Origin of the sequence: Streptomyces sp. NPDC015242 (genome assembly GCF_043079125.1) — a bacterium.
Taxonomy (GTDB): Bacteria; Actinomycetota; Actinomycetes; order Streptomycetales; family Streptomycetaceae; genus Streptomyces.
In genome coordinates this window covers 735,154-752,989 of the sequence record NZ_JBIBUF010000002.1, presented here as the reverse complement: position 1 = coordinate 752,989, position 17,836 = coordinate 735,154, and the positions used below count along the sequence as shown (strand labels likewise).

At 71.4% G+C, this 17,836-nt stretch carries 18 protein-coding genes; 13 read left to right on the top strand and 5 right to left on the bottom strand.

Going from position 1 to position 17,836, the window contains the following annotated elements; translation table 11 throughout:
• Positions 1-19: 19 nt before the first annotated feature.
• From ACF07N_RS08840 to ACF07N_RS08830, 3 genes are all read left to right on the top strand, one after another.
• Positions 20-922: an anti-sigma factor RsbA family regulatory protein gene (locus tag ACF07N_RS08840; RefSeq protein WP_392110048.1), complete on the top strand. Its 903-nt coding sequence runs from the start codon at positions 20-22 to the stop codon at positions 920-922.
• An 81-nt stretch (positions 923-1,003) separates the two neighbouring features.
• Positions 1,004-1,486, top strand: coding sequence for an ATP-binding protein (locus ACF07N_RS08835; protein WP_392110045.1), 483 nt, complete (start codon positions 1,004-1,006; stop codon positions 1,484-1,486).
• 158 nt (positions 1,487-1,644) lie between these two features.
• Positions 1,645-2,958, top strand: coding sequence for an Nramp family divalent metal transporter (locus ACF07N_RS08830; RefSeq protein ID WP_392110042.1), 1,314 nt, complete (start codon positions 1,645-1,647; stop codon positions 2,956-2,958).
• A gap of 19 nt (positions 2,959-2,977) precedes the next feature.
• On the opposite strand, the gene ACF07N_RS08825 is transcribed toward ACF07N_RS08830, so the two are convergent.
• Genes ACF07N_RS08825 through ACF07N_RS08805 form a run of 5 tightly spaced genes read right to left on the bottom strand, consistent with a single transcriptional unit; the run spans position 2,978 to position 7,661 of the window.
• The gene (locus tag ACF07N_RS08825; RefSeq protein WP_392110039.1) at positions 2,978-4,666 is read right to left on the bottom strand and encodes a chitinase; all 1,689 of its coding nucleotides are present in this window, start codon (positions 4,664-4,666) and stop codon (positions 2,978-2,980) included.
• Positions 4,667-4,697: 31 nt separating this feature from the next.
• Complete coding sequence (locus ACF07N_RS08820) at positions 4,698-5,087, bottom strand: hypothetical protein (protein ID WP_383337229.1); 390 nt, start codon at positions 5,085-5,087, stop codon at positions 4,698-4,700.
• The gene (locus ACF07N_RS08815; RefSeq protein ID WP_392110036.1) at positions 5,087-5,518 is read right to left on the bottom strand and encodes a DUF3592 domain-containing protein; all 432 of its coding nucleotides are present in this window, start codon (positions 5,516-5,518) and stop codon (positions 5,087-5,089) included. The genes ACF07N_RS08820 and ACF07N_RS08815 overlap by 1 nt, the downstream gene beginning before the upstream one ends.
• A gap of 2 nt (positions 5,519-5,520) precedes the next feature.
• Complete coding sequence (locus tag ACF07N_RS08810; RefSeq protein ID WP_392110033.1) at positions 5,521-6,081, bottom strand: hypothetical protein; 561 nt, start codon at positions 6,079-6,081, stop codon at positions 5,521-5,523.
• A 20-nt stretch (positions 6,082-6,101) separates the two neighbouring features.
• The gene (locus ACF07N_RS08805; protein ID WP_392110030.1) at positions 6,102-7,661 is read right to left on the bottom strand and encodes a hypothetical protein; all 1,560 of its coding nucleotides are present in this window, start codon (positions 7,659-7,661) and stop codon (positions 6,102-6,104) included.
• A 401-nt stretch (positions 7,662-8,062) separates the two neighbouring features.
• Here ACF07N_RS08805 and ACF07N_RS08800 point away from each other — a divergent pair, with 401 nt between their 5' ends.
• The 10 genes from ACF07N_RS08800 (at position 8,063) to ACF07N_RS08755 (ending at position 17,755) form a co-directional block, all read left to right on the top strand.
• On the top strand, positions 8,063-8,896 hold the full coding sequence (locus ACF07N_RS08800) for a hypothetical protein (RefSeq protein ID WP_392111091.1): 834 nt from the start codon (positions 8,063-8,065) through the stop codon (positions 8,894-8,896).
• Between the two features lie 70 nt (positions 8,897-8,966).
• The gene (gene cpaB, locus ACF07N_RS08795; protein WP_383337237.1) at positions 8,967-9,674 is read left to right on the top strand and encodes a Flp pilus assembly protein CpaB; all 708 of its coding nucleotides are present in this window, start codon (positions 8,967-8,969) and stop codon (positions 9,672-9,674) included.
• Positions 9,675-9,680: 6 nt separating this feature from the next.
• The gene (locus ACF07N_RS08790) at positions 9,681-10,931 is read left to right on the top strand and encodes a CpaE family protein (protein ID WP_392110027.1); all 1,251 of its coding nucleotides are present in this window, start codon (positions 9,681-9,683) and stop codon (positions 10,929-10,931) included.
• A 2-nt stretch (positions 10,932-10,933) separates the two neighbouring features.
• Positions 10,934-11,323 carry a pilus assembly protein gene (locus ACF07N_RS08785; protein WP_392110025.1) on the top strand — a complete coding sequence of 130 codons (390 nt, stop codon included), beginning with the start codon at positions 10,934-10,936 and terminating at the stop codon, positions 11,321-11,323.
• A gap of 1 nt (position 11,324) precedes the next feature.
• The gene (locus ACF07N_RS08780; RefSeq protein WP_392110023.1) at positions 11,325-11,756 is read left to right on the top strand and encodes a TadE/TadG family type IV pilus assembly protein; all 432 of its coding nucleotides are present in this window, start codon (positions 11,325-11,327) and stop codon (positions 11,754-11,756) included.
• Between the two features lie 25 nt (positions 11,757-11,781).
• Positions 11,782-13,119 carry a CpaF family protein gene (locus ACF07N_RS08775; RefSeq protein WP_383324443.1) on the top strand — a complete coding sequence of 446 codons (1,338 nt, stop codon included), beginning with the start codon at positions 11,782-11,784 and terminating at the stop codon, positions 13,117-13,119.
• Positions 13,120-13,128: 9 nt separating this feature from the next.
• Positions 13,129-14,073 (top strand): type II secretion system F family protein, encoded by a 945-nt coding sequence (locus ACF07N_RS08770; RefSeq protein ID WP_392110021.1) that lies wholly within the window; start codon positions 13,129-13,131, stop codon positions 14,071-14,073.
• A gap of 31 nt (positions 14,074-14,104) precedes the next feature.
• Complete coding sequence (locus tag ACF07N_RS08765; protein ID WP_392110018.1) at positions 14,105-14,992, top strand: DUF5936 domain-containing protein; 888 nt, start codon at positions 14,105-14,107, stop codon at positions 14,990-14,992.
• 554 nt (positions 14,993-15,546) lie between these two features.
• The gene (locus ACF07N_RS08760) at positions 15,547-16,734 is read left to right on the top strand and encodes a sensor histidine kinase (protein WP_392110015.1); all 1,188 of its coding nucleotides are present in this window, start codon (positions 15,547-15,549) and stop codon (positions 16,732-16,734) included.
• Positions 16,735-16,804: 70 nt separating this feature from the next.
• Complete coding sequence (locus tag ACF07N_RS08755; protein ID WP_392110012.1) at positions 16,805-17,755, top strand: response regulator; 951 nt, start codon at positions 16,805-16,807, stop codon at positions 17,753-17,755.
• Positions 17,756-17,836 lie beyond the last annotated feature (81 nt).

Below are 17,836 nucleotides of genomic sequence, written 5' to 3'. Positions count from 1 at the left end.
ACCCACCCGAGGGGATCACGTGATCACCGGACGACCCACCCCGTTCGACCACCGCATGGCCGTCTTCGACTCCGACGACGCCTTCCTGGCCGCCGCCGTGCCCTTCCTGGCCGAAGGCCTGGCCGCCGCCGGCGAACCCCCGCCCGTGGCCATCACCGCCCCGCACCACCTGGACCTGCTGCGCGACGCCCTCGGCGGTGACGCCCAGGAGATCGTCGGCGTCCCGCACACCGAGTGGTACACCGGCTCCGCCGCCAACGCCGTGGCCCAGGCCGCCGCCTACCTCACCGCCCACGCCGCTCCGGGCGGCCGGATCCATCTGCTGATGGAACCCGTGTGGAGCGGCCGGGCCGGACGCTCGACCCGTGAGACGACCGAGTGGATCCGCTACGAGGCCCTGGCCAACCCCCTCTTCGGGTCCCTGGCCACGACCGCGCTGTGCGCCTACGACACCCGTACCGCCGGACCCGCCGTCGTCGCCGCGGCCCGCCGCGCCCACCCCGGCACGGAGGTGTACGAGGACCCCTACCGGCTCGTGGCCGAACTCGACGCCGTACCGTTGCCGCTGCCCCCGGACGGCGCCGAGCCGCTCGCCGGGCCGCACCCGGCGGCCGTGCGCCGCTGGGCCGAGTCCCGCGGGCTGCCCACCGCCGACGCCGAGTTGTTCGCCACCGCCGTCGCGGAGGCCGCGGCCGCGCTCGCCCCCCTCGACGGCACCGCCCTGCTGTGGGGCGAGGCACCCGCCTGCGTCTGCGAACTGCGCTCGTCCCGGCCGGTCGCCGACCCGCTCGCCGGCTTCGTCCCGCCCCCGCCCGACGGCCCAGAGCCCGGCCCGGGGCTGTGGTACGCGCGGCAGGTCTGCGCCTACGTCGACGTCCGCGACGACAGTGGCGGCGCGACGGTCCGGCTGCAGTACGCGTAACGCCCCCACCTGCACAAGCAGGTAGGGGAACGGGTAGTCCTCCCCCTGCGCCGGACCGTCCCCGGGGACCACCCTGGACCCATGCTGCAACTCTCCGGGCGCCACCTCCCGGACCCCGACGCCCACCACGGCCCGTTCCCGCAACCGCCCCTGGGAGCGGGCCACCTGAGTGTCGAGTACGCCCCCCGGCCGACCGCCGTCCGGGAGGCACGCGCCGAGGTGCGCCGGCAGTTGGAGTGCTGGGGGGTCGCCGAGCGCGGCGAGGTGGCGGACGTGGCCGAACTGCTGGTCGCCGAACTGGCCACCAACGCACTGGTGCACGCCGGGAGCCGCTTCCGGCTCACGCTGTCCGCCGCGCACGGCGTGCTGCGCTGCGAGGTCGCCGACGGGGAGCGGCGGGTGCCCCGGGTGCTCGATGCCGGGACCGGGGAGAACGGCCGGGGAATGCTCCTGGTGGACGCGCTCGCCCAGCGCTGGGGCTGCCACCGGGACGGGTCGGGCAAGACCGTGTGGTTCGAGCTCGGCACGTGCGGGGCGGACGGCTGCGGTCGGCGACAGCCGTGACGCCACCGCTGGGTCGGGCCATGGCGGTATGCCGTGCCGCCTTGGTCCGGCTTCGGGCCGCGGGTTGAGTGTGGTTCTCGCGCAGTTCCCCGCGCCCCTTGGGCCGGACGGCCACCGCCCTCTTGTCGGCCGGGGTCCTTTGCGGTTTCTTGATCTGCATGGCGGACACCACGGGAAACACCACGGACCAGGGTCACCGGCAACCCCCCATGCGCAAGGCGAGCTGGAAGTACATCGGGCCGGGGATCGTCGTCGCGGCGACCGGGGTGGGGGCCGGGGACCTCGTCGCCACGCTCATCGCCGGCAGCAACTTCGGCTACACCCTGCTGTGGGCCGCGATCATCGGCTGCCTGGTGAAGATCTCCCTGGCGGAGGCGGCGGGGCGCTGGCACCTGTCCACGGGGCGCACCCTGTTCGACGGCTGGGCGAGCCTCGGCCGCTGGACGACCTGGTTCTTCGCGGTCTACGTCGTCGTGTGGGGCTTCGTCTACGGTGCCGCGGCGATGTCGTCGAGCGCGCTGCCGCTGCAGGCGCTCTTCCCGGACGTGATGGACCTGAAGTGGTGGGGCATCGCCTGCGGTCTGGTCGGGCTGGTCTTCGTCTGGTTCAACAAGTACGCGGTGTTCGAGAAGGTCATGACGGTCCTGGTGGGCGTCATGTTCGTGGTGACGGTGTACCTGGCGATCCGGGTCACGCCGAACCTCCCGGACGCCTTCGCGGGGCTGCTGCCCGTGCTGCCGGACGAGAAGGACTCGATCCTCAACACGCTGGGCCTGATCGGCGGCGTGGGCGGCACGATCACGCTCGCGGCGTACGGCTACTGGGTCAACGCCAAGGGCTGGACCGACACCGGCTGGATGAAGGTCATGCGGCTGGACAACCGCGTCGCCTACGCCACCACCGGCGTCTTCGTGATCGCCATGCTGTTCGTCGGCGCGGAGCTGCTGCACTCGGCGAACGTCGCCATCGCGAGCGGCGACAAGGGCCTGGTCCAGCTGGGCGACATCCTGGAGAAGGAGTACGGCGCGGCCACGGCCAAGTTCTTCCTCATCGGCTTCTTCGCCACGTCGTTCACCTCGCTGATCGGGGTGTGGCACGGCGTGAGCCTGATGTTCGCCGACTTCGTGGCCCGGCTGTCGGGCCGGGGCCAGGCCAAGGGGGAGGAGGTCGCCTCGGGTGAACGGGAACGCTCCTGGCCGTTCCGCGGCTATCTGCTGTGGCTGACCTTCCCGCCCATGGTCCTGCTCTTCGAGGGCCAGCCCTTCCGCCTCATCATCATCTACGGCGTGCTCGGCGCGGCCTTCCTGCCCTTCCTCGCCGGCACGCTGATCTGGCTCCTGAACTCCCCCCGCACGCCCCGCGAGTGGCGCAACGGCCCGGTGAGCAACGTGATGCTCGCCGTCGCGGGGCTGCTGTTCCTGATCCTGTGCGTCAAGCAGATCTGGGACCAGCCGTGGGGGGAGTTCTTCTAGGAACGAGAGGGCCGGGCGGCTACGGCAGCGCGTCCACGTGCGGTCCGACGACGTTGGACCACGCGTTGCCCGAGGTGGCGTCCCAGTTGGTCGACCAGGTCATGGCACCCCGCAGGGCCGGGTAGGTCCGCGGCGGCTTGAAGCTGCCGCAGTTGGTGGCCTTGGTGAGGCAGTCCAGGGCGTTGGTGACCACGGTCGGCGACACGTAGCCGCCGCCCGCCGCCCGGGTGGAGGCGGGCACGCCGAGCCCGACCTGGGACGGGGCGAGGCCGTTCTCCAGCTGGATGCAGGCCAGGGCCGTCAGGAAGTCGACCGTGCCCTGGCTGTAGACCTTGCCGTCGCAGCCGAGCATGGAACCGCTGTTGTAGTACTGCATGTTGACGACGGTGAGGATGTCCTTGATGTTCAGCGCCGTCTGGAAGTAGGAGTTCGACGTCGACTGCATGTCGATGGTCTGCGGCGCCATCGTGATGATCAGCGACGGGCCCGCCTTCGCGGACAGGGCGCGCAGCGCCTGCGTCATGTAGGTCGCGTTGAGGCCGTTCTCCAGGTCGATGTCGACGCCGTCGAAGCCGTACTCCTGCATCACGGACCAGACGCTGCCGGCGAAGTTCGCCGCCGAGGCCGCGTCGTTCACGCTGACCGTGCCGCGCTCGCCGCCGACCGAGATGATGACCTTCTTGCCGGCCGCCTGCTTGGCCTTCACGTCGGCCTTGAACTGCTCGACGGTGTAGCCGTTCAGACCGGCCGAGTCGAGGGTGAACGACACCGCGCCGGGTGTGGCGGTGGCGTCCGCGAAGGACACCGCGATGATGTCGTAGTGGGCGGGCACGTCCGAGATCCTCTGGACGGCCGCGCCGTTGTTGAAGTTCTGCCAGTAGCCGGTCACCGCGTGCTTGGGCAGGGCGGGGCCGGGGCCTGAGGTGTTGTTCGTGGTCCCCGTGACGGCCGCCGACTTCGGCGACTCACCGGCCGCGTTCGAGGCCGTGACCTGGAAGGAGTACGAGGTCGAGGCGGTGAGGCCGGTCACCGTGGCCGAGGTGCCGGAGACCGCCGTGATCCTCGTGCCGTCGCGGTAGACGGTGTACCCCGTGGCGCCCGAGACGGTGTTCCAGGCGAGCGACACCGACGAGGACGTCGTGCCGGAGACGCGCAGTCCGCTCGGCGCGGCCGGGACCGTGGGGCCCGGGTCGGTGCCGCCGCCCCCGTCGGGGCCGAACACCGACACGTCGTCGGCGTAGTACGCGGCCTGCCCGTACCAGCCGTGCGTGTACACCGTCACCGAGGTCGTCGACGCGCCCGTGGTGAAGGTCGTCGACAGCTGCTTCCAGGACGTGGAGTCGGGGGTCCAGGTGGACACGTCCGTCGTCCCCGTGCCGGTCACGCCCAGGTAGGCGTAGCCGCCGCGCACCCAGGCGCCCAGGGTGTAGGTGGAGTTGGGCTTCACCCGCACGGTCTGGGTGCACCGGGCGTTGTCCTGACCGGCGGGGGTCGCCCGCAGCGCGGCCGTGCCGGTGCGCACCGGGGAGGAGACCGTCGTACCGCTGCCCGCCGAGCAGGTCCAGTCGGTCAGGCCCGACTCGAAGCCGGCGTTGCGGACGTTGTTGACGTCGGCGGCGGACGCCTGGCCGACGGTCGTGACAGTGAGGGCCAGGGCAGCCGTGAGGGCGCCCGACCACAGCCGCAGGGATCGTCTGTGTCTGGACATGACAAGAAGGTGGTCCAGACCAAAGCCGGTGTCAAGAGGTCCAGACCAACCGGTCCAGCAGCAGCCCCGCCGCGCAGCCCGCCAGCAGCACGCCCGTCGACATCCAGAAGGCCGGGCCCGCCAGATCCAGCACGTCGGGCCGCAGCGTCAGCAGCAGCACCTGCGCCGCCGCCGGGACCGCGCACGCAGCCGCCAGGTGCCGCGCCGGCCTCTCCCGCCACGGCTCCGGGTGCACCCGCGCCGCCGCCCACGTCGCGAGCACCACGCACAGCAGGTTGGGCAGATGCACCAGCGCCAGCGCGGCCCCGAACGAGCCGACCCCCTCGGGGCCGACCAGCGGGCCGTACACCAGCGTCATCTGGACGTACTCGGCGGCGACGAGCACCACGATGCCGACGGCCCAGGAACGGACGAGTGCCATCACTTCCCCCCGGAGATCTCGACGTACAGCAGGACGGCGAAGCCCAGCGCGGCCATGCCGCAGCCCGCCGCCAGGGCCAGCGACTGGAGCATCGGGGACCAGCTGCCCCGGCCCGCCACCGTCGCCGTGCCCCTCGGGTCGCGCGGGTCGTAGGCGACGGTGACGGGCGTGCCCTCCGTCGTCCGCGCACCGGCCAGGTCCTCGAACTCGACGCGCGTGCCGTCGGCCGTGCGGAAGGCGAAGAAGTGCCGCCGGGCGTCGGAGCGGCCGTAGGGCTCGGTCTCCACCCGGACGCACGCGCCCCCGGCCCGGACCCCGCGCCGCAGCACCCGCGCGACGGTCACCAGCCGCCGCGCGTACCGCCCGGCCAGCGTCCCGAACAGGGCCACCAACAGGGCGAGTACGACGTATCCGGCGCCCGGCACCTCCACGGCTAGTGCACCTGGACCGAGTCGATGATCCGGTCCAGGTCCCCGTCCGGCAGGGTGCCCCGGGCGGCGTCGATGCGGATCGCGAACGTCGTGTCCGAGGAGTCGAGGCCGGTCAGGATCACCCCCTCCACCGGGGTGCCCTCGGCCGGGCCGCCGTCCTCGCCGGTCGCCTCGAAGGAGAAGTCGATCCGCTTCGCCTCGTCGGCTCCGGCCAGCTCCACGTCCTTCTGGCCCTCGACCTTCGCGCCCAGCTGGATGCCGGCCTCGGCCGCGATCGCCGCCCGCTCGGCGGAGTCCGCCTCGGTGAAGCCGAGCTGCACGGTGATGACGGAGACCTTCCGGCCGTCCTCGGTGCGCACCGCGGCCGCGGCGTTGTGCTTGCCCCGCTCCGCGGCGCTCTGCCGCGCGTACCCCTTCGGGTACGACACGTCCACGCCCTTCGTCTTCAGCGTCCCCCACCCCTCGGGCACCGAGGCCGCGTCGGAGCCGGAGCCCCCGCAGCCGGTCAGGGCCACGGCGGTCGTGAGCAGGGCGGCGGCCAGGCGGGCACGGCGGGTCTTCATCGCTTCGGGCTCCCGTTTCGTCAGTTCGCGCAGTAGCTGTAGGGAAGATAGGAGCGACCGTCCCCGCGGGGCGCGCCCAGGAACTCGGCATCGGTCAGGGTCTCCGACTTCTTCTCCGTGCTGATCGTCATGCCCAGACTGAGCCCGAGATTCAACTCGAATCCGTACTCGGCCGCGTTCACGTCGCCCGTGTACGTCATCCGGCTCGACTTCCCCTGGTCGAACATCAGCTGCCCGAAGGGGTCGTCGGCGCCCGGGCGGGACGTCGGCGCGTGGTCGGAGAACATGTACTGGAACGGCGTGGCGAGCTGCTCGTTGCTGCTGTCCAGCCACTGCTCGGCGACCGCCCGGTCCCGGTCCCCGGCCGGACCCGGGTCGAAGGTGAGGGTGTTGGTCACGATCTCGATGCCGGTCTGCGCATCGGTGCCCTTCACCCCGGCGTTGCCGCCCCGCTTGTCGCCGTCCTTCCCGCCGTTGTCGCCGCCCGCCTTGGCGCCGTCCTTCTGGCCGCCCTTCTCCACCGTGCGGGTCATGTCGACACGGACCAGCTTGCCGGTCTTCTTGTCGTAGGTGACCGTGATGGTGCCCGTCTGGACGGTGTTCGCCGCGTACTCGCCGCTGAGCGGCCCCGCCTCGTAGTTCACCTTGGAGCCGTACTCGATGGACGAGGAGTACGTGTACGACTTGGTGTTCTTGTAGGCGTTGTCGGTCCAGGTGACCTCGGGGGCGTACTTGAAGGTGCCGCCGAGCGCGGCGCTCAGCTTCTTCTCGTCGCCCGCGGAGATCTTCAGGCCCGCCGACGCCGAGGCCTCCAGGCCCACCTTGCCGTAGGTGATCTTGCGGTTGTCGCCGAGGTGCTCCTTGATCCGGTTCTGAGTGTCCTCCTCGTCCTTGAGAGGGCCCGTGCCGAAGAGGTAGAGGATGCTGTCGCCGACGCTCGCCTCCGCGCCGCCCGGCATGGTGCGCCGCATCTCGTACATCTGGAGCTTCTCCACGTCGTCCCGGAACCGCTGGGCCTCCTCGGGGCTCTGGAAGACCCAGGTGTCGCCGTTGGTGACCTTGATGCCGAGCCCCAGCTCCACCTTGTCCGCGCCGAACCGGCCCACCTTCATGCCCGGCTTGAAGTCCTTCTTCGCCGCGACCGAGGCGGCGTCCGTGAAGGTCAGATAGACCAGCTGGTCGCTGTCGTCGACCTTGCCGTCGCCGTTGACGTCCGTCTTCGCCTTCAGGTGCTGCTCCTGGAAGCCGTACTCCTTGCCGATCTCCCAGAAGAAGATCTTCGCCTTGGAGCCGGCCTTGTCGGTGACGGAGGAGACCTGGCACAGGGCGGGCTCGAAGTCGGCGTCGGTGAGCGGCTTGCCCGGACCGGGGTTCCCCGACCCGCAGTCGCCGCCGCCGGCGACCCGGCAGACCTGCGCGGCGAGCTTGTCGTAGATCAGCTGCCCGACCCCGGTCGCCGACAGCGCGAGGACGATCGCCGCGCTGACGACGACCATGCCGAGGTACTCGGTCCCGGTCGCGCCGCGGTCGTCGAAGACCGGTCTGCGCCCGTACGCCCGTATGCCGCCCCCGCCAGCCATACGGCACCCCTCCTTGCCCGAACCGCTCCTGCTCGCCCGAACCACTCCTGTGTGGACGGCGAGCGTAGGAACGGTCCGGCGCCCGGGGCGTGGGTCTCAGGGCCCAAACGCAGGCCCACCGTCAACTCTGGGCCCGCTGGGCCCACCGCCCGGGCCCGCCCGAGCCCGTCAGGTGACCGGCAAGATGCTCAACGTGCCCCGTTTTGACGCATCTTGTGCAACGGCAGTTGCTCACCAGCTACACAAACGCTGTTCTCCGGTCACAGAGCCGTGGATACAGTGCTGAGGTAGTCACGCAGTGAAGTCGACACGGTGCGCCGGAGTGACACCCGGCGTTCCGACGGGCATGGGGAAACGGGGAGCTGCGCGTGCCAACTGCCATTGCCGTGACCAGTGCCGACATGGCACTGCCGCCACAGGACGACCGCACCCTGCCGGCCGTCGTGCTCCGGGACGTCGCCGAACGCCCCCTGGAACAGGCCCTCGCCGACCTCCAGGCCCTGGTCGAGCACCACGGGCACGTGATCGTCGTCTGCTCGCCGGCCGCGCCCACCGCCCTGCAGCGCCGCCTGCACACCCTGCGCTCCCTCATGGAGACCGACCGCGTCGCCCTGTTCCGGCCGGAACTGCCGCCCCTCGGCCTGGCCGTGCTGGCCCGGCAGCTGCGCCAGCTGGCCTCCTGCGACATCAGCCCCGGCGTGCTCGCCTCGGCCGGGCGGCTGCTCGTCCACTACATCCACGCCGGAGCGCTGCTCAACTCCGTCGCCCGGCTCGACCACGTGCCCGTCGGCCTGAAGTCGCACGCCAAGTCCTGGGTGCCCGGCAGCCAGTTCGGCGTCCTCGCCCACCCCGAGCCGCAGCTCGTGAAGATCTCGCCCGAAGCGCTGCTGCCCGGCCCCGAGTTCGGCACCTGGATGCTCGTCGCCAAGGGACAGCTCCAGTCCGACTGGGTCAGCGCCACCCTCGCCCCCGCCTGGAAGGTGCAGGGCCTGCGCGAGACGCAGCTCCCGGCCGAGTCACCGGCCTGGTGGGGCACCGGCAAGCTGATCGAGTTCTGCAGCTACCTGCCCGACCTGTCCGTCCTCTACCAGCTGGTCACCTCCGTACGGCGCAGCCGCTGCCACTGGTGCGGCATCGACGTCATCGGCGACCGCTGCGTCTTCTGCTCCGCCACGCCGCCCGTCCACGACAGCCCGCCCCCGAAGCAGCTCGAGCACCGGACGGCCGCCGGGTGAGCCCGGGCGCCGCCCCCCTGCACCACTCCCGTCCCGCTCGACCGATATCCCCAACGAGGTTGTACGGTTCATGAACTCCCGTCAGCGCCGCGGCGTGATTCTCCTGCTCCTGTCGGTCGTCTGCGCCCTCGGCGCCTTCGCCGGTGTGCTGTCCGTCATCAGCGACGTCGAGTCCAAGGTCGGCCCCGAAGTCACCGCCTACCGGCTCAAGTCCGACGTGCCGCCCTACACCACCCTCACCACGGGCCAGTTCGAGAAGATCGAGATGCCCGAGCGGTGGCTGTCGGACAACGCGGTCACCGACCTGCGTGAGATACAGGGCAAGATCGCCGTCACGACCCTGAAGGCGGGCTCCCTGCTCCAGTCGGACATGATCGTCCGCCGGCCGGCCCTCCAGCCCGGCCAGCAGGAGGTCGCCATCATGATCGACGCGGCGACCGGCGTGGCCGGCAAGATCACCCCCGGCGCGGCCGTCAACGTCTACGCCACCTTCGAGGGCGCGCGCGAGGGCGACCCCGACCAGTCGAAGATCATCGTCACCAACGCCGAGGTTCTCGACGTCGGCGAGATCACCGCGCTCGACCCCGACGAGAACAACCGCACCCAGCAGGCCACCGACGCCGTTCCCATCACCTTCGCGCTGTCCGCCCGGGACGCCCAGCGCATCACCTACGCCGAGTCGTTCGCCAAGCGGGTCCGGCTCGCCCTCGTCGCGCCCGGCAGCGACACCACCGTCCCCGAGCAGGACCGGACGTACGAACTCGCGAAGGACAAGTGAGAGCGCATGCCCACGAGGATCCTCCCGGCAGTCGGTGACGCGGACGCGGTCCGGTCCGTCACCACGCTGCTCAGCCAGCTCCCGGACGCCGAACCGGTCGCCCCCGTGGTCGACTCCACCCAGCTCGTCGACACCCTCGCCCGGCTGGCCGCCGAATCGGTCGACGAGCTGCCCGAGGTCGTCATCGTCCACGAGCGGATCGGCCCGGTCCCCGCGCTGGAACTGATCCGCGAAGTGGCCCTGCGCTTCCCGGCGGTCGGCGTCATCCTCGTCACCTCGGACGCGAGTCCCGGCCTCTTCCAGGCCGCCATGGACTACGGCGCCCGCGGCCTGGTCGCCCTCCCGCTCAGCTACGAGGAACTCGCCAGCCGCGTGCAGGCCGTCGCCCAGTGGTCCACCGGCGTACGCCGGCACCTGGGCTCCGCCGGCGACGTCTTCACCGGCGTCGGCGGCACGGTCGTCACGGTCAGCGGCGCCAAGGGCGGAGTCGGGACCACCCTCACCGCGATCCAGCTGGCCCTGGCCGCGCAGGCCTCCGGCCGCAGCACCGCCCTGGTCGACCTGGACCTGCAGACCGGCGACGTCGCCTCCTACCTGGACGTGCAGTTCCGCCGCTCCATCGTGGACCTGGCCGCCATCACCGACATCTCCCCGCGCGTCCTGGCCGACGCGGTCTTCCGCCACGACAGCGGCCTCGCCCTTCTGCTCGCCCCCGCCGAGGGGGAGCGCGGCGAGGACGTCACCGACCGCTCCGCCCGCCAGATCGTCAGCGCCCTGCGCTCCCGCTACGAGGTCGTCGTCATCGACTGCGGCGCCCAGATCGGCGGCGCCGGGGCCGCGGCCGTGGAGATGGCGGACCGGGCCCTGCTGGTCACCACCCCGGACGTGGTCGCCGTACGGGGCGCCAAGCGCGCGGTGCGGATGTGGGACCGGCTCCAGATCCGCAAGGCCGAGGAGACCACCGTGGTGGTCAACCGGCACTCCCGCGGCACGGAGATCCAGCCGCCCCTGATCCAGAAGATCACCGGCACGGCCGTCGCGGCCACCGCGGTCCCCGCCAACTTCAAGGAACTGCAGAGCGTCGTGGACGCCGGCCGTGTCCACGAACTGGAGAACAAGAGCGCGGTGAAACAGGCCCTGTGGGGGCTGGCGGCGGAACTGGGCCTGGTCAAGGTCCCCGAAGGCGCCCAGAAGACGGGCCGGTTCCGCGGCGGCGACCGGGGCTCGGTGAGTCTGCGGCGGAGAAGGGAGGGGTGAGGATGCGGATGCGCTCGGGGAAGCCGGAGCGGGACCGGGGCCAGGTGACCATCGAGTTCCTCGGCATGACACCGACGATCCTCGTGACACTGATCGCCCTGTGGCAGGTCGTCCTCGTCGGATACACCTTCGTCCTCGCGGGCAACGCGGCGGACGAGGCGGTGCGGGCGGGAACGGCGGTGGGGCCGGGCGTCCGGCAGGGCGCGTGCCAGGAGGCCGGCCTGAAGCACCTGTCGGAGGCGTGGCGCTCCGGCGCCACGGTGACCTGCGGCGGCTCCGGGTACGTCACGGCCGACGTGCGCCTGGAGGTCCCCATCCTCTTCCCGGGCACCCTGTCCTTCCCGTACGCCGTCAGGGGCCACGCCGGCGCGGTCGAGGAGGAGACGGACTGACATGGCACACATCCGCGAGGACGACTGCGGCCGGGTGGCCGGGGCCACGGCCGCGCGGCGGGCCGGACGGACCGGCCCCGCACGGATCCGCAGGGGCCGCGACCGCGGCCAGGTCGCCATCGAGTTCATCGGCTTCCTGCCCATCCTGCTGCTCGTCGCCCTGGCGGCCGTGCAGCTCGGCCTGATCGCCTACACCGCCCAGCAGGCCGGCACAGCGGCCCGGGCCGGAGCGCGCAGCGCGTCGCTGGACGGGCCGCACGAGGCGGACTGCCGGGCGGCGGTGAGCAGCTGGCTGGCGGACGGCACCAGTTGCCTGCCGTCGATCGGCGGGGAAGAGGTGACGGTGACGGCCACCGTGCAGATCCCCTCCCTCGTCCCCGGCTGGGACTTCGACCCCGCCGTCAAGACCGCCACGATGCCGCGCGACCACTGAGCAACGAGCGAGGAGCACCGGACTCATGAGCCTGCGAGCACGCATCAACACCCCCGAGGAGAAGGGCAACCGGGGTGAGGACGGCCACATGGTCGCCTCCTACCGGGCCAAGCTCCTGGAGGAGATCGACCTCGCGGAGATGAGTTCGCTGGCCGCCGCCGAGCGCAGGGCCCGGCTGGAGCGGGTGCTCGGGCACATCATCAGCCGCGAGGGCCCGGTCCTGTCGACCGTGGAACGCTCACAGCTGATCCGCCGGGTCGTCGACGAGGCCCTCGGCCTGGGCATCCTGGAGCCGCTGCTGGAGGACGCCTCCATCACCGAGATCATGGTCAACGGACCGGACGCGATCTTCGTCGAGCGCGGCGGCCGCGTCGAGCAACTGCCGCTCCGCTTCGCCTCCAACGACCAGCTCATGCAGACCATCGAGCGGATCGTCTCCACGGTCAACCGCCGCGTCGACGAGTCCAATCCGATGGTCGACGCCCGCCTCCCCTCCGGCGAGCGCGTCAACGTCATCATCCCGCCGCTGTCCCTGACGGGCGCGACCCTCACCATCCGCCGCTTCCCGCGCTCCTTCACCCTCCAGGAGCTGATCGGCCTCGGCTCGCTCGACGAGCACATGCTGTACCTGCTGGCCGGCCTGGTGCAGGCCAAGTTCAACATCATCGTCTCGGGCGCGACGGGCACCGGCAAGACGACTCTGCTCAACGCCCTCTCCGGCCTCATCCCCGAGGGCGAACGCATCATCACCATCGAGGACTCCGCCGAACTCCAGCTCCAGCAGCCGCACGTGATCCGCCTGGAGTCGCGCCCGCCCAACGTCGAGGGCAAGGGCCAGGTCACCATCCGCGACCTGGTCCGCAACTCCTTGCGCATGCGCCCCGACCGGATCGTCGTCGGTGAGGTCCGCGGCGGCGAGTCGCTCGACATGCTCCAGGCGATGTCGACGGGCCACGACGGCTCGCTGGCGACCGTCCACGCCAACAGCGCGGAGGACGCCCTGATGCGCCTGCAGACCCTGGCCTCCATGTCGGACGTGGAGATCCCGTTCGTCGCCCTGCACGACCAGATCAACAGCGCGGTGGACGTCATCGTGCAGCTCACCCGGTTCGCGGACGGCGCCCGCCGCATCACCGAGATCGCGCTGATGGACAGCCACGGCAGCGATCCGTACCGGCTGGTCACGGTCGCCCGCTTCCACGCGCAGCCGATGGCCGCCGACGGCCGTATCTACGGGAACTTCGAGTACCACCCCCTCCCACGCCGCACCGCCGACCGCCTCTACATGGCGAGCCAGCCCATCCCGCAGGCCTTCGGCATCGCCCGGAGCGCGGACCAGCTAGCCACCCGAGAAGCCAGGTAGGACCGACCGATGGAACTGCACCAGCTCATCACGCTCACCACCGGCATCACCCTGCTGACCTGCGTCCTCGCGGTCATCGGCCTGCACTTCTACGCCATGGGCAAGGCCCAGCGCCAGGCGCTCGTCGACCGCCTGTCCTCGACCGGCCAGATCCCGGTGGCCGGCCGCCGCCGCCACTTCCGCGGCATCGACCGACGGCTGCGGCGCACCAAGCTCGGCAGGAAGCTGGAACTCCGCCTGGCGGCGACGGGCCTGGACATCACGCCGGGCGAGTTCTTCGTCTCCATGCTGGCGACGGTGGCGGGCCTGTGGCTGACCGGCCAGGCGGCCCTGGCACCGTTCTTCGGGCCGCTGGCCGGGCTGCTGGGCGTGTGGGCGGCGATCCAGTTCCTCAACTGGCAACGCCAGAAGCGCATCGAGAAGTTCATCAACCAGCTCCCCGAGATGTCCCGGATCCTCGCCAACGCGACCCAGGCGGGACTGGCCTTGCGGACGGCTATCGGGATGGCGGCGGAGGAACTTGAGGCTCCTGCGGGTGAGGAGCTCGCCAAAGTCTCCGCTCAACTGGGTGTGGGTGCCTCTCTGGACGACGCTCTGGGAGAACTGGCGGACCGCCTTCCGTCCCGCGAGCTGGTCGTCCTGGTCACCACGCTGGTGCTGTCCAACCGTGCGGGCGGGCAGGTGGTGAGCGCGCTGCGGAACCTCACGGAGACGCTGGAGGAGCGCAAGGAGACGCGGCGGGAGGTGCGGACCCAGTTGTCACAGGTGAACATGACGTCCTATGCGGTTCCGGTCCTGGGCGTCGGGGCGCTGTTCATGCTCAACGCCATCAACGACGGCTCGCTGGACCGCATGACCGGGTCGCCGATCGGTCAAGCCGCCGTGATCATCGCCTTCGGCCTCTACGCCATCGGTTTCTTCCTCATCCGCCGTCTGTCGCGCATCGACGTCTGAGCCACCGAGCCATAGGAGGAGGGAAACCACCATGGGACTTCTGCTGGCACTCGTCATGGGACTCAGCGTCTGGGGCGCCTTCGCCGGCCTCCGCATGTACCGGGCGGAGGCCAGGCTGCCCGGCGACCTGGCGGTGGCCTTGGAGATCGGCGCTTCCCGCACGGGCGCCGTGGGGTCGCTCGTCGACCGGCTCGGCATGCCTCACGCGCCCGCCGTGCTGCGTCTGATGGGACCCAAACGGGTCGCCAAGTACCGCCGCAGGATCGACCTCGCGGGCAACCCCGGCGGCCTCACCATCGACCGGTACGCGGCCAGGCGCGCGGTGTACGGCGCGATCGGCGGTCTGGGCGGCGTGATCGCGCTGACCAAGGGCAGTCTCTTCGCCGCGCTCCTGATGTTCGCCTTCGCGGTCTTCTGGGCCGACGTCGGCATCTGGTCCGCGATCCGCGTCCGTAAAGACGCGATCGAGCGGACACTGCCCGACTTCCTGGACGTGCTCGCGGTCGTCGTCAGCGCGGGACTGGGGTTCCGCCAGGCACTCGATCGGGTGGCGTCCAAGTACGAGGGGCCCTGGGCCGACGAACTGCGGATCACGCTGCGTCAGATGGACCTCGGCATGAGTCGCCGCCAGGCCTTCGACGAACTGCGCCGCCGCAACGACTCGGAGCAGGTGGCCATGTTCGTGACGGCGCTGCAGCAGGGCGAGGAACTGGGCGCGCCGATCGTGGACACGCTGGTCGCGCTGGCCAAGGACATGCGCCGCACGGACGCGCAGAACGCCCGGCGCAAGGCGGCGCGCGCGGTACCCAAGGCCACGCTCATGATCACCACCTTCATGGTTCCGGCCACGATGATCCTGCTCGGCGCGGGAATGCTGCTCGGTTCCGGTACGGACTTCAGCTCCATCACGGGCGAGTAGAACGGGGTGACGGCATGTCGACGACGACGAGGGAACGCACCGGGCTGCTGCGCCGCCGTCCGAAGGCGCCCGAGATCACCACTCCACCGGCCGGCACGGTCCTGCCCGCTCATGTCCGGACAGGCGCGCCGGACGTCCCGGTCACCTACGCGACGCCCGCCCTCCCCCCTGGGTGGGTGAGGGCGGATACACCGGTCACCCCAGGACCCGCTGTACCGGCCTCCACCCGGCAGGAGCCCCGGGACGGGATCGGGGCCGATCGCACGGTCCGGATCAGGAACCGGGAGCGAGGAAACACGGGGGGCCGCCGGGACGCCGCGAGCCCGGACGCGGTGCCGCAAGCAGTGCCTGCCCGAACGACGGCGCCCGCGCGGCCCGACGCACCGGTGACATGCGACCGGATACCGGCAAGCGCAGGGGGGAGTGACCCGGCCACGGCCCCCGCACACGGTCGAGCCGACGCGGACGGTGCTCCGCCTCCGCTGGGGCCCTCCGCGCCGACGGCGACGCCCGGCACCGCGGCCATCCCCATCCAGATCAACGCGCTGCAGGCCATGTGCCGCCAGGTCTTCGGTTTCCGCCTGGCGATGATCGCCCTGGCGACCCCGGCGGCCCTCGTCAACGCCAGCCCGGGCCTGAGCACGCGCCTCGTGGGCATCGCCGTCGTCGTCACCTTCATGGCCTCCTATGTCCTGTTCAGGGACTGGGAACGCTTCGGGCCCCTGCTGCTGCGCCACCCCTCCCTCCTCGCGGTGGACACCCTCTTCGGTTCCCTGCTCCTGATCTCCGCGGGTCCGGACACGACCCTGGCCTATGTGAGTGTCTGCACGCCCCTGCTCGCCGGTCTGGTCTACGGCTGGCGCGGCGCTGCCGTTTTCGCGTCGCTGCAGTCGCTGATCCTCCTGTTGATCCACGCGACGTCGAGCGGAGCGCACACCGGCATCGCCGAGTCGACCCTCCTGCCCGGCCTCTGCGTCATCGCCGGCGCCGTCGGCTCCAGCCTGCGCAACCTGATGCTCCGCTTCGGCGCGGCGACCAAGGCCCTCACCACCGTCCAGGCGCGTCTCGCCGTCACCGAGGCGGTCAGCGCCGAACGGGCCCGGCTGGCCCGCGAGATGCACGACTCGGTCGCCAAGACGCTGCACGGCGTGGCCCTGGCGGCGGACGGTCTGACCGGCTCGGCGGGCGCCGAGCACATGGACCCGGCCCTGATCCGGCAGCAGGCCGCCCTCGTCGCCCGCTCGGCCCGGCGCGCCGCGGCCGAGTCCCGCGAGCTCCTGGCCGACCTCCGCCGCGAGTCGGACCCCGGCCAGGGCACCGACGTCCTCGTCGAACTCGCCGCCCGCACCCGCGACTTCGCCGCCCGCACCGGCCTGCCCGCCGTCTACCGCCCCACCGGCGACCACGCCGTACCGCCGGTCCCGCCCGCGGTGGCCCGCCAGCTCCTCACCATCGCCTCGGAGGCCATGGAGAACGCCCACCGCCACGCGGAGCCGACCCGCGTGGACGTCCGCGCCGGCGTCCACGGCGACCTGCTCCGCATCAGCGTCCACGACGACGGCCGCGGCCTCCCCCCCGGCACCACCCTGGAACAACTGCGCCGAGCGGGCCACTTCGGCCTGGTCGGCATGGTCGAGCGCGCCGCCTCGGTGGGTGCCCGCATCCGCATCGGCCGCGGTAGCCATCCGCAGGGCACGGAGGTCCGCCTGGAACTGCCCTTGGCGGCCCTGACGACGCCCTGACGACTCCATGACGCGGCCCCGGATGTCATCCCCAGCCCGCCTGACCCCCACGACCCGAGAGGAGGCCCCGATGCCGGACCCCACCACCCCACACCCCGGCGCAATCCCGCCGCCGCCCCCGCACGACCCCTTCGCCGCGCCGCCGGCCCACCGGCTCAGGGTCGTCGTGGCGGACGACAACCCGGTGGTCCGCGCCGGGCTCACCGCCCTGCTGTCCGGCCGCGCGGACATCGAGGTCGTGGCCGAGGCGGCCGACGGCCGCCAGGCCTACGAGGCCGCCCGGCAGCACCGCCCCGACGTCGTCCTGCTCGACGTCCGCATGCCCGGTGTCGACGGCATCTCGGCCCTGCCGTACCTGGTACAGATCGCGCCGGTCGTGATGCTGACGTACAGCAGGGAGTCGGAGATCGTCCAGGAGGCGCTGCGCCGCGGCGCCGGCGGCTACCTGGTGCACGGTGAGTTCACGGCCGACCAACTGGTCGACGCGGTGCGGGACATCAAGGACGGCCGGGCCCACTTCACGCCCACGGCGGCGGGTGCGCTGCTGAGCCAGTTGCGTCAGTACGAGGCACCGGCGCAGCCGCTGCCCGATGGTCTGGGGCAGTCGTCGAGTGCGACTGCATACGGAGATTCGGCATCCGTACAGCCGCATACGCAATCTCAATCGGCGGCTTGGCCTGCTGACTTCAACGGCCGCGCCGATGCACCGGCCTTCACTTCGCCGGAAAACCTTTCGCGAATGCAACCAAGTGTGGGACAGTCTTCGTCTGAGTGGAGGAGTGGCCGTCCGGCCGCTCCCGACAGGTCGCGGTTCCAGCTGAGCACGAGGGAGGCGGAGATCATGGACCTCATCGCGTCCGGCATGAACAACCAGCAGATCGCCGCCACGTGCTTCATCAGCGAGAAGACCGTCAAGAACCACATCAACCGCATCTTCGCCAAGCTCCACAGCACCAGCCGCTCCGAGGCCGCCGCGAAGTGGATCGGTACGGCACCGGACTCACCGCGGGGACGGGGGTGACGTCCGGTGACGGTATGGGGAGAGAACCGGTTGGGCCCGCGCGATTGGGCCCGGAATTGGGCCCTGGGACCCTCTGGTGGG

Excerpts from the sequence above, each read along its gene's own strand:
- ACF07N_RS08835 (WP_392110045.1), top strand. The coding sequence starts at position 1,004 with ATGCTGCAACTCTCCGGGCGCCACCTCCCGGACCCCGACGCCCACCAC.
- ACF07N_RS08830 (WP_392110042.1), top strand. The coding sequence starts at position 1,645 with ATGGCGGACACCACGGGAAACACCACGGACCAGGGTCACCGGCAACCC.
- ACF07N_RS08825 (WP_392110039.1), bottom strand. The coding sequence starts at position 4,666 with ATGTCCAGACACAGACGATCCCTGCGGCTGTGGTCGGGCGCCCTCACG.
- ACF07N_RS08820 (WP_383337229.1), bottom strand. The coding sequence starts at position 5,087 with ATGGCACTCGTCCGTTCCTGGGCCGTCGGCATCGTGGTGCTCGTCGCC.
- ACF07N_RS08810 (WP_392110033.1), bottom strand. The coding sequence starts at position 6,081 with ATGAAGACCCGCCGTGCCCGCCTGGCCGCCGCCCTGCTCACGACCGCC.
- ACF07N_RS08805 (WP_392110030.1), bottom strand. The coding sequence starts at position 7,661 with ATGGCTGGCGGGGGCGGCATACGGGCGTACGGGCGCAGACCGGTCTTC.
- ACF07N_RS08800 (WP_392111091.1), top strand. The coding sequence starts at position 8,063 with ATGGCACTGCCGCCACAGGACGACCGCACCCTGCCGGCCGTCGTGCTC.
- cpaB (WP_383337237.1), top strand. The coding sequence starts at position 8,967 with ATGAACTCCCGTCAGCGCCGCGGCGTGATTCTCCTGCTCCTGTCGGTC.
- ACF07N_RS08790 (WP_392110027.1), top strand. The coding sequence starts at position 9,681 with ATGCCCACGAGGATCCTCCCGGCAGTCGGTGACGCGGACGCGGTCCGG.
- ACF07N_RS08785 (WP_392110025.1), top strand. The coding sequence starts at position 10,934 with ATGCGGATGCGCTCGGGGAAGCCGGAGCGGGACCGGGGCCAGGTGACC.
- ACF07N_RS08780 (WP_392110023.1), top strand. The coding sequence starts at position 11,325 with ATGGCACACATCCGCGAGGACGACTGCGGCCGGGTGGCCGGGGCCACG.
- ACF07N_RS08775 (WP_383324443.1), top strand. The coding sequence starts at position 11,782 with ATGAGCCTGCGAGCACGCATCAACACCCCCGAGGAGAAGGGCAACCGG.
- ACF07N_RS08770 (WP_392110021.1), top strand. The coding sequence starts at position 13,129 with ATGGAACTGCACCAGCTCATCACGCTCACCACCGGCATCACCCTGCTG.
- ACF07N_RS08765 (WP_392110018.1), top strand. The coding sequence starts at position 14,105 with ATGGGACTTCTGCTGGCACTCGTCATGGGACTCAGCGTCTGGGGCGCC.
- ACF07N_RS08760 (WP_392110015.1), top strand. The coding sequence starts at position 15,547 with ATGTGCCGCCAGGTCTTCGGTTTCCGCCTGGCGATGATCGCCCTGGCG.
- ACF07N_RS08755 (WP_392110012.1), top strand. The coding sequence starts at position 16,805 with ATGCCGGACCCCACCACCCCACACCCCGGCGCAATCCCGCCGCCGCCC.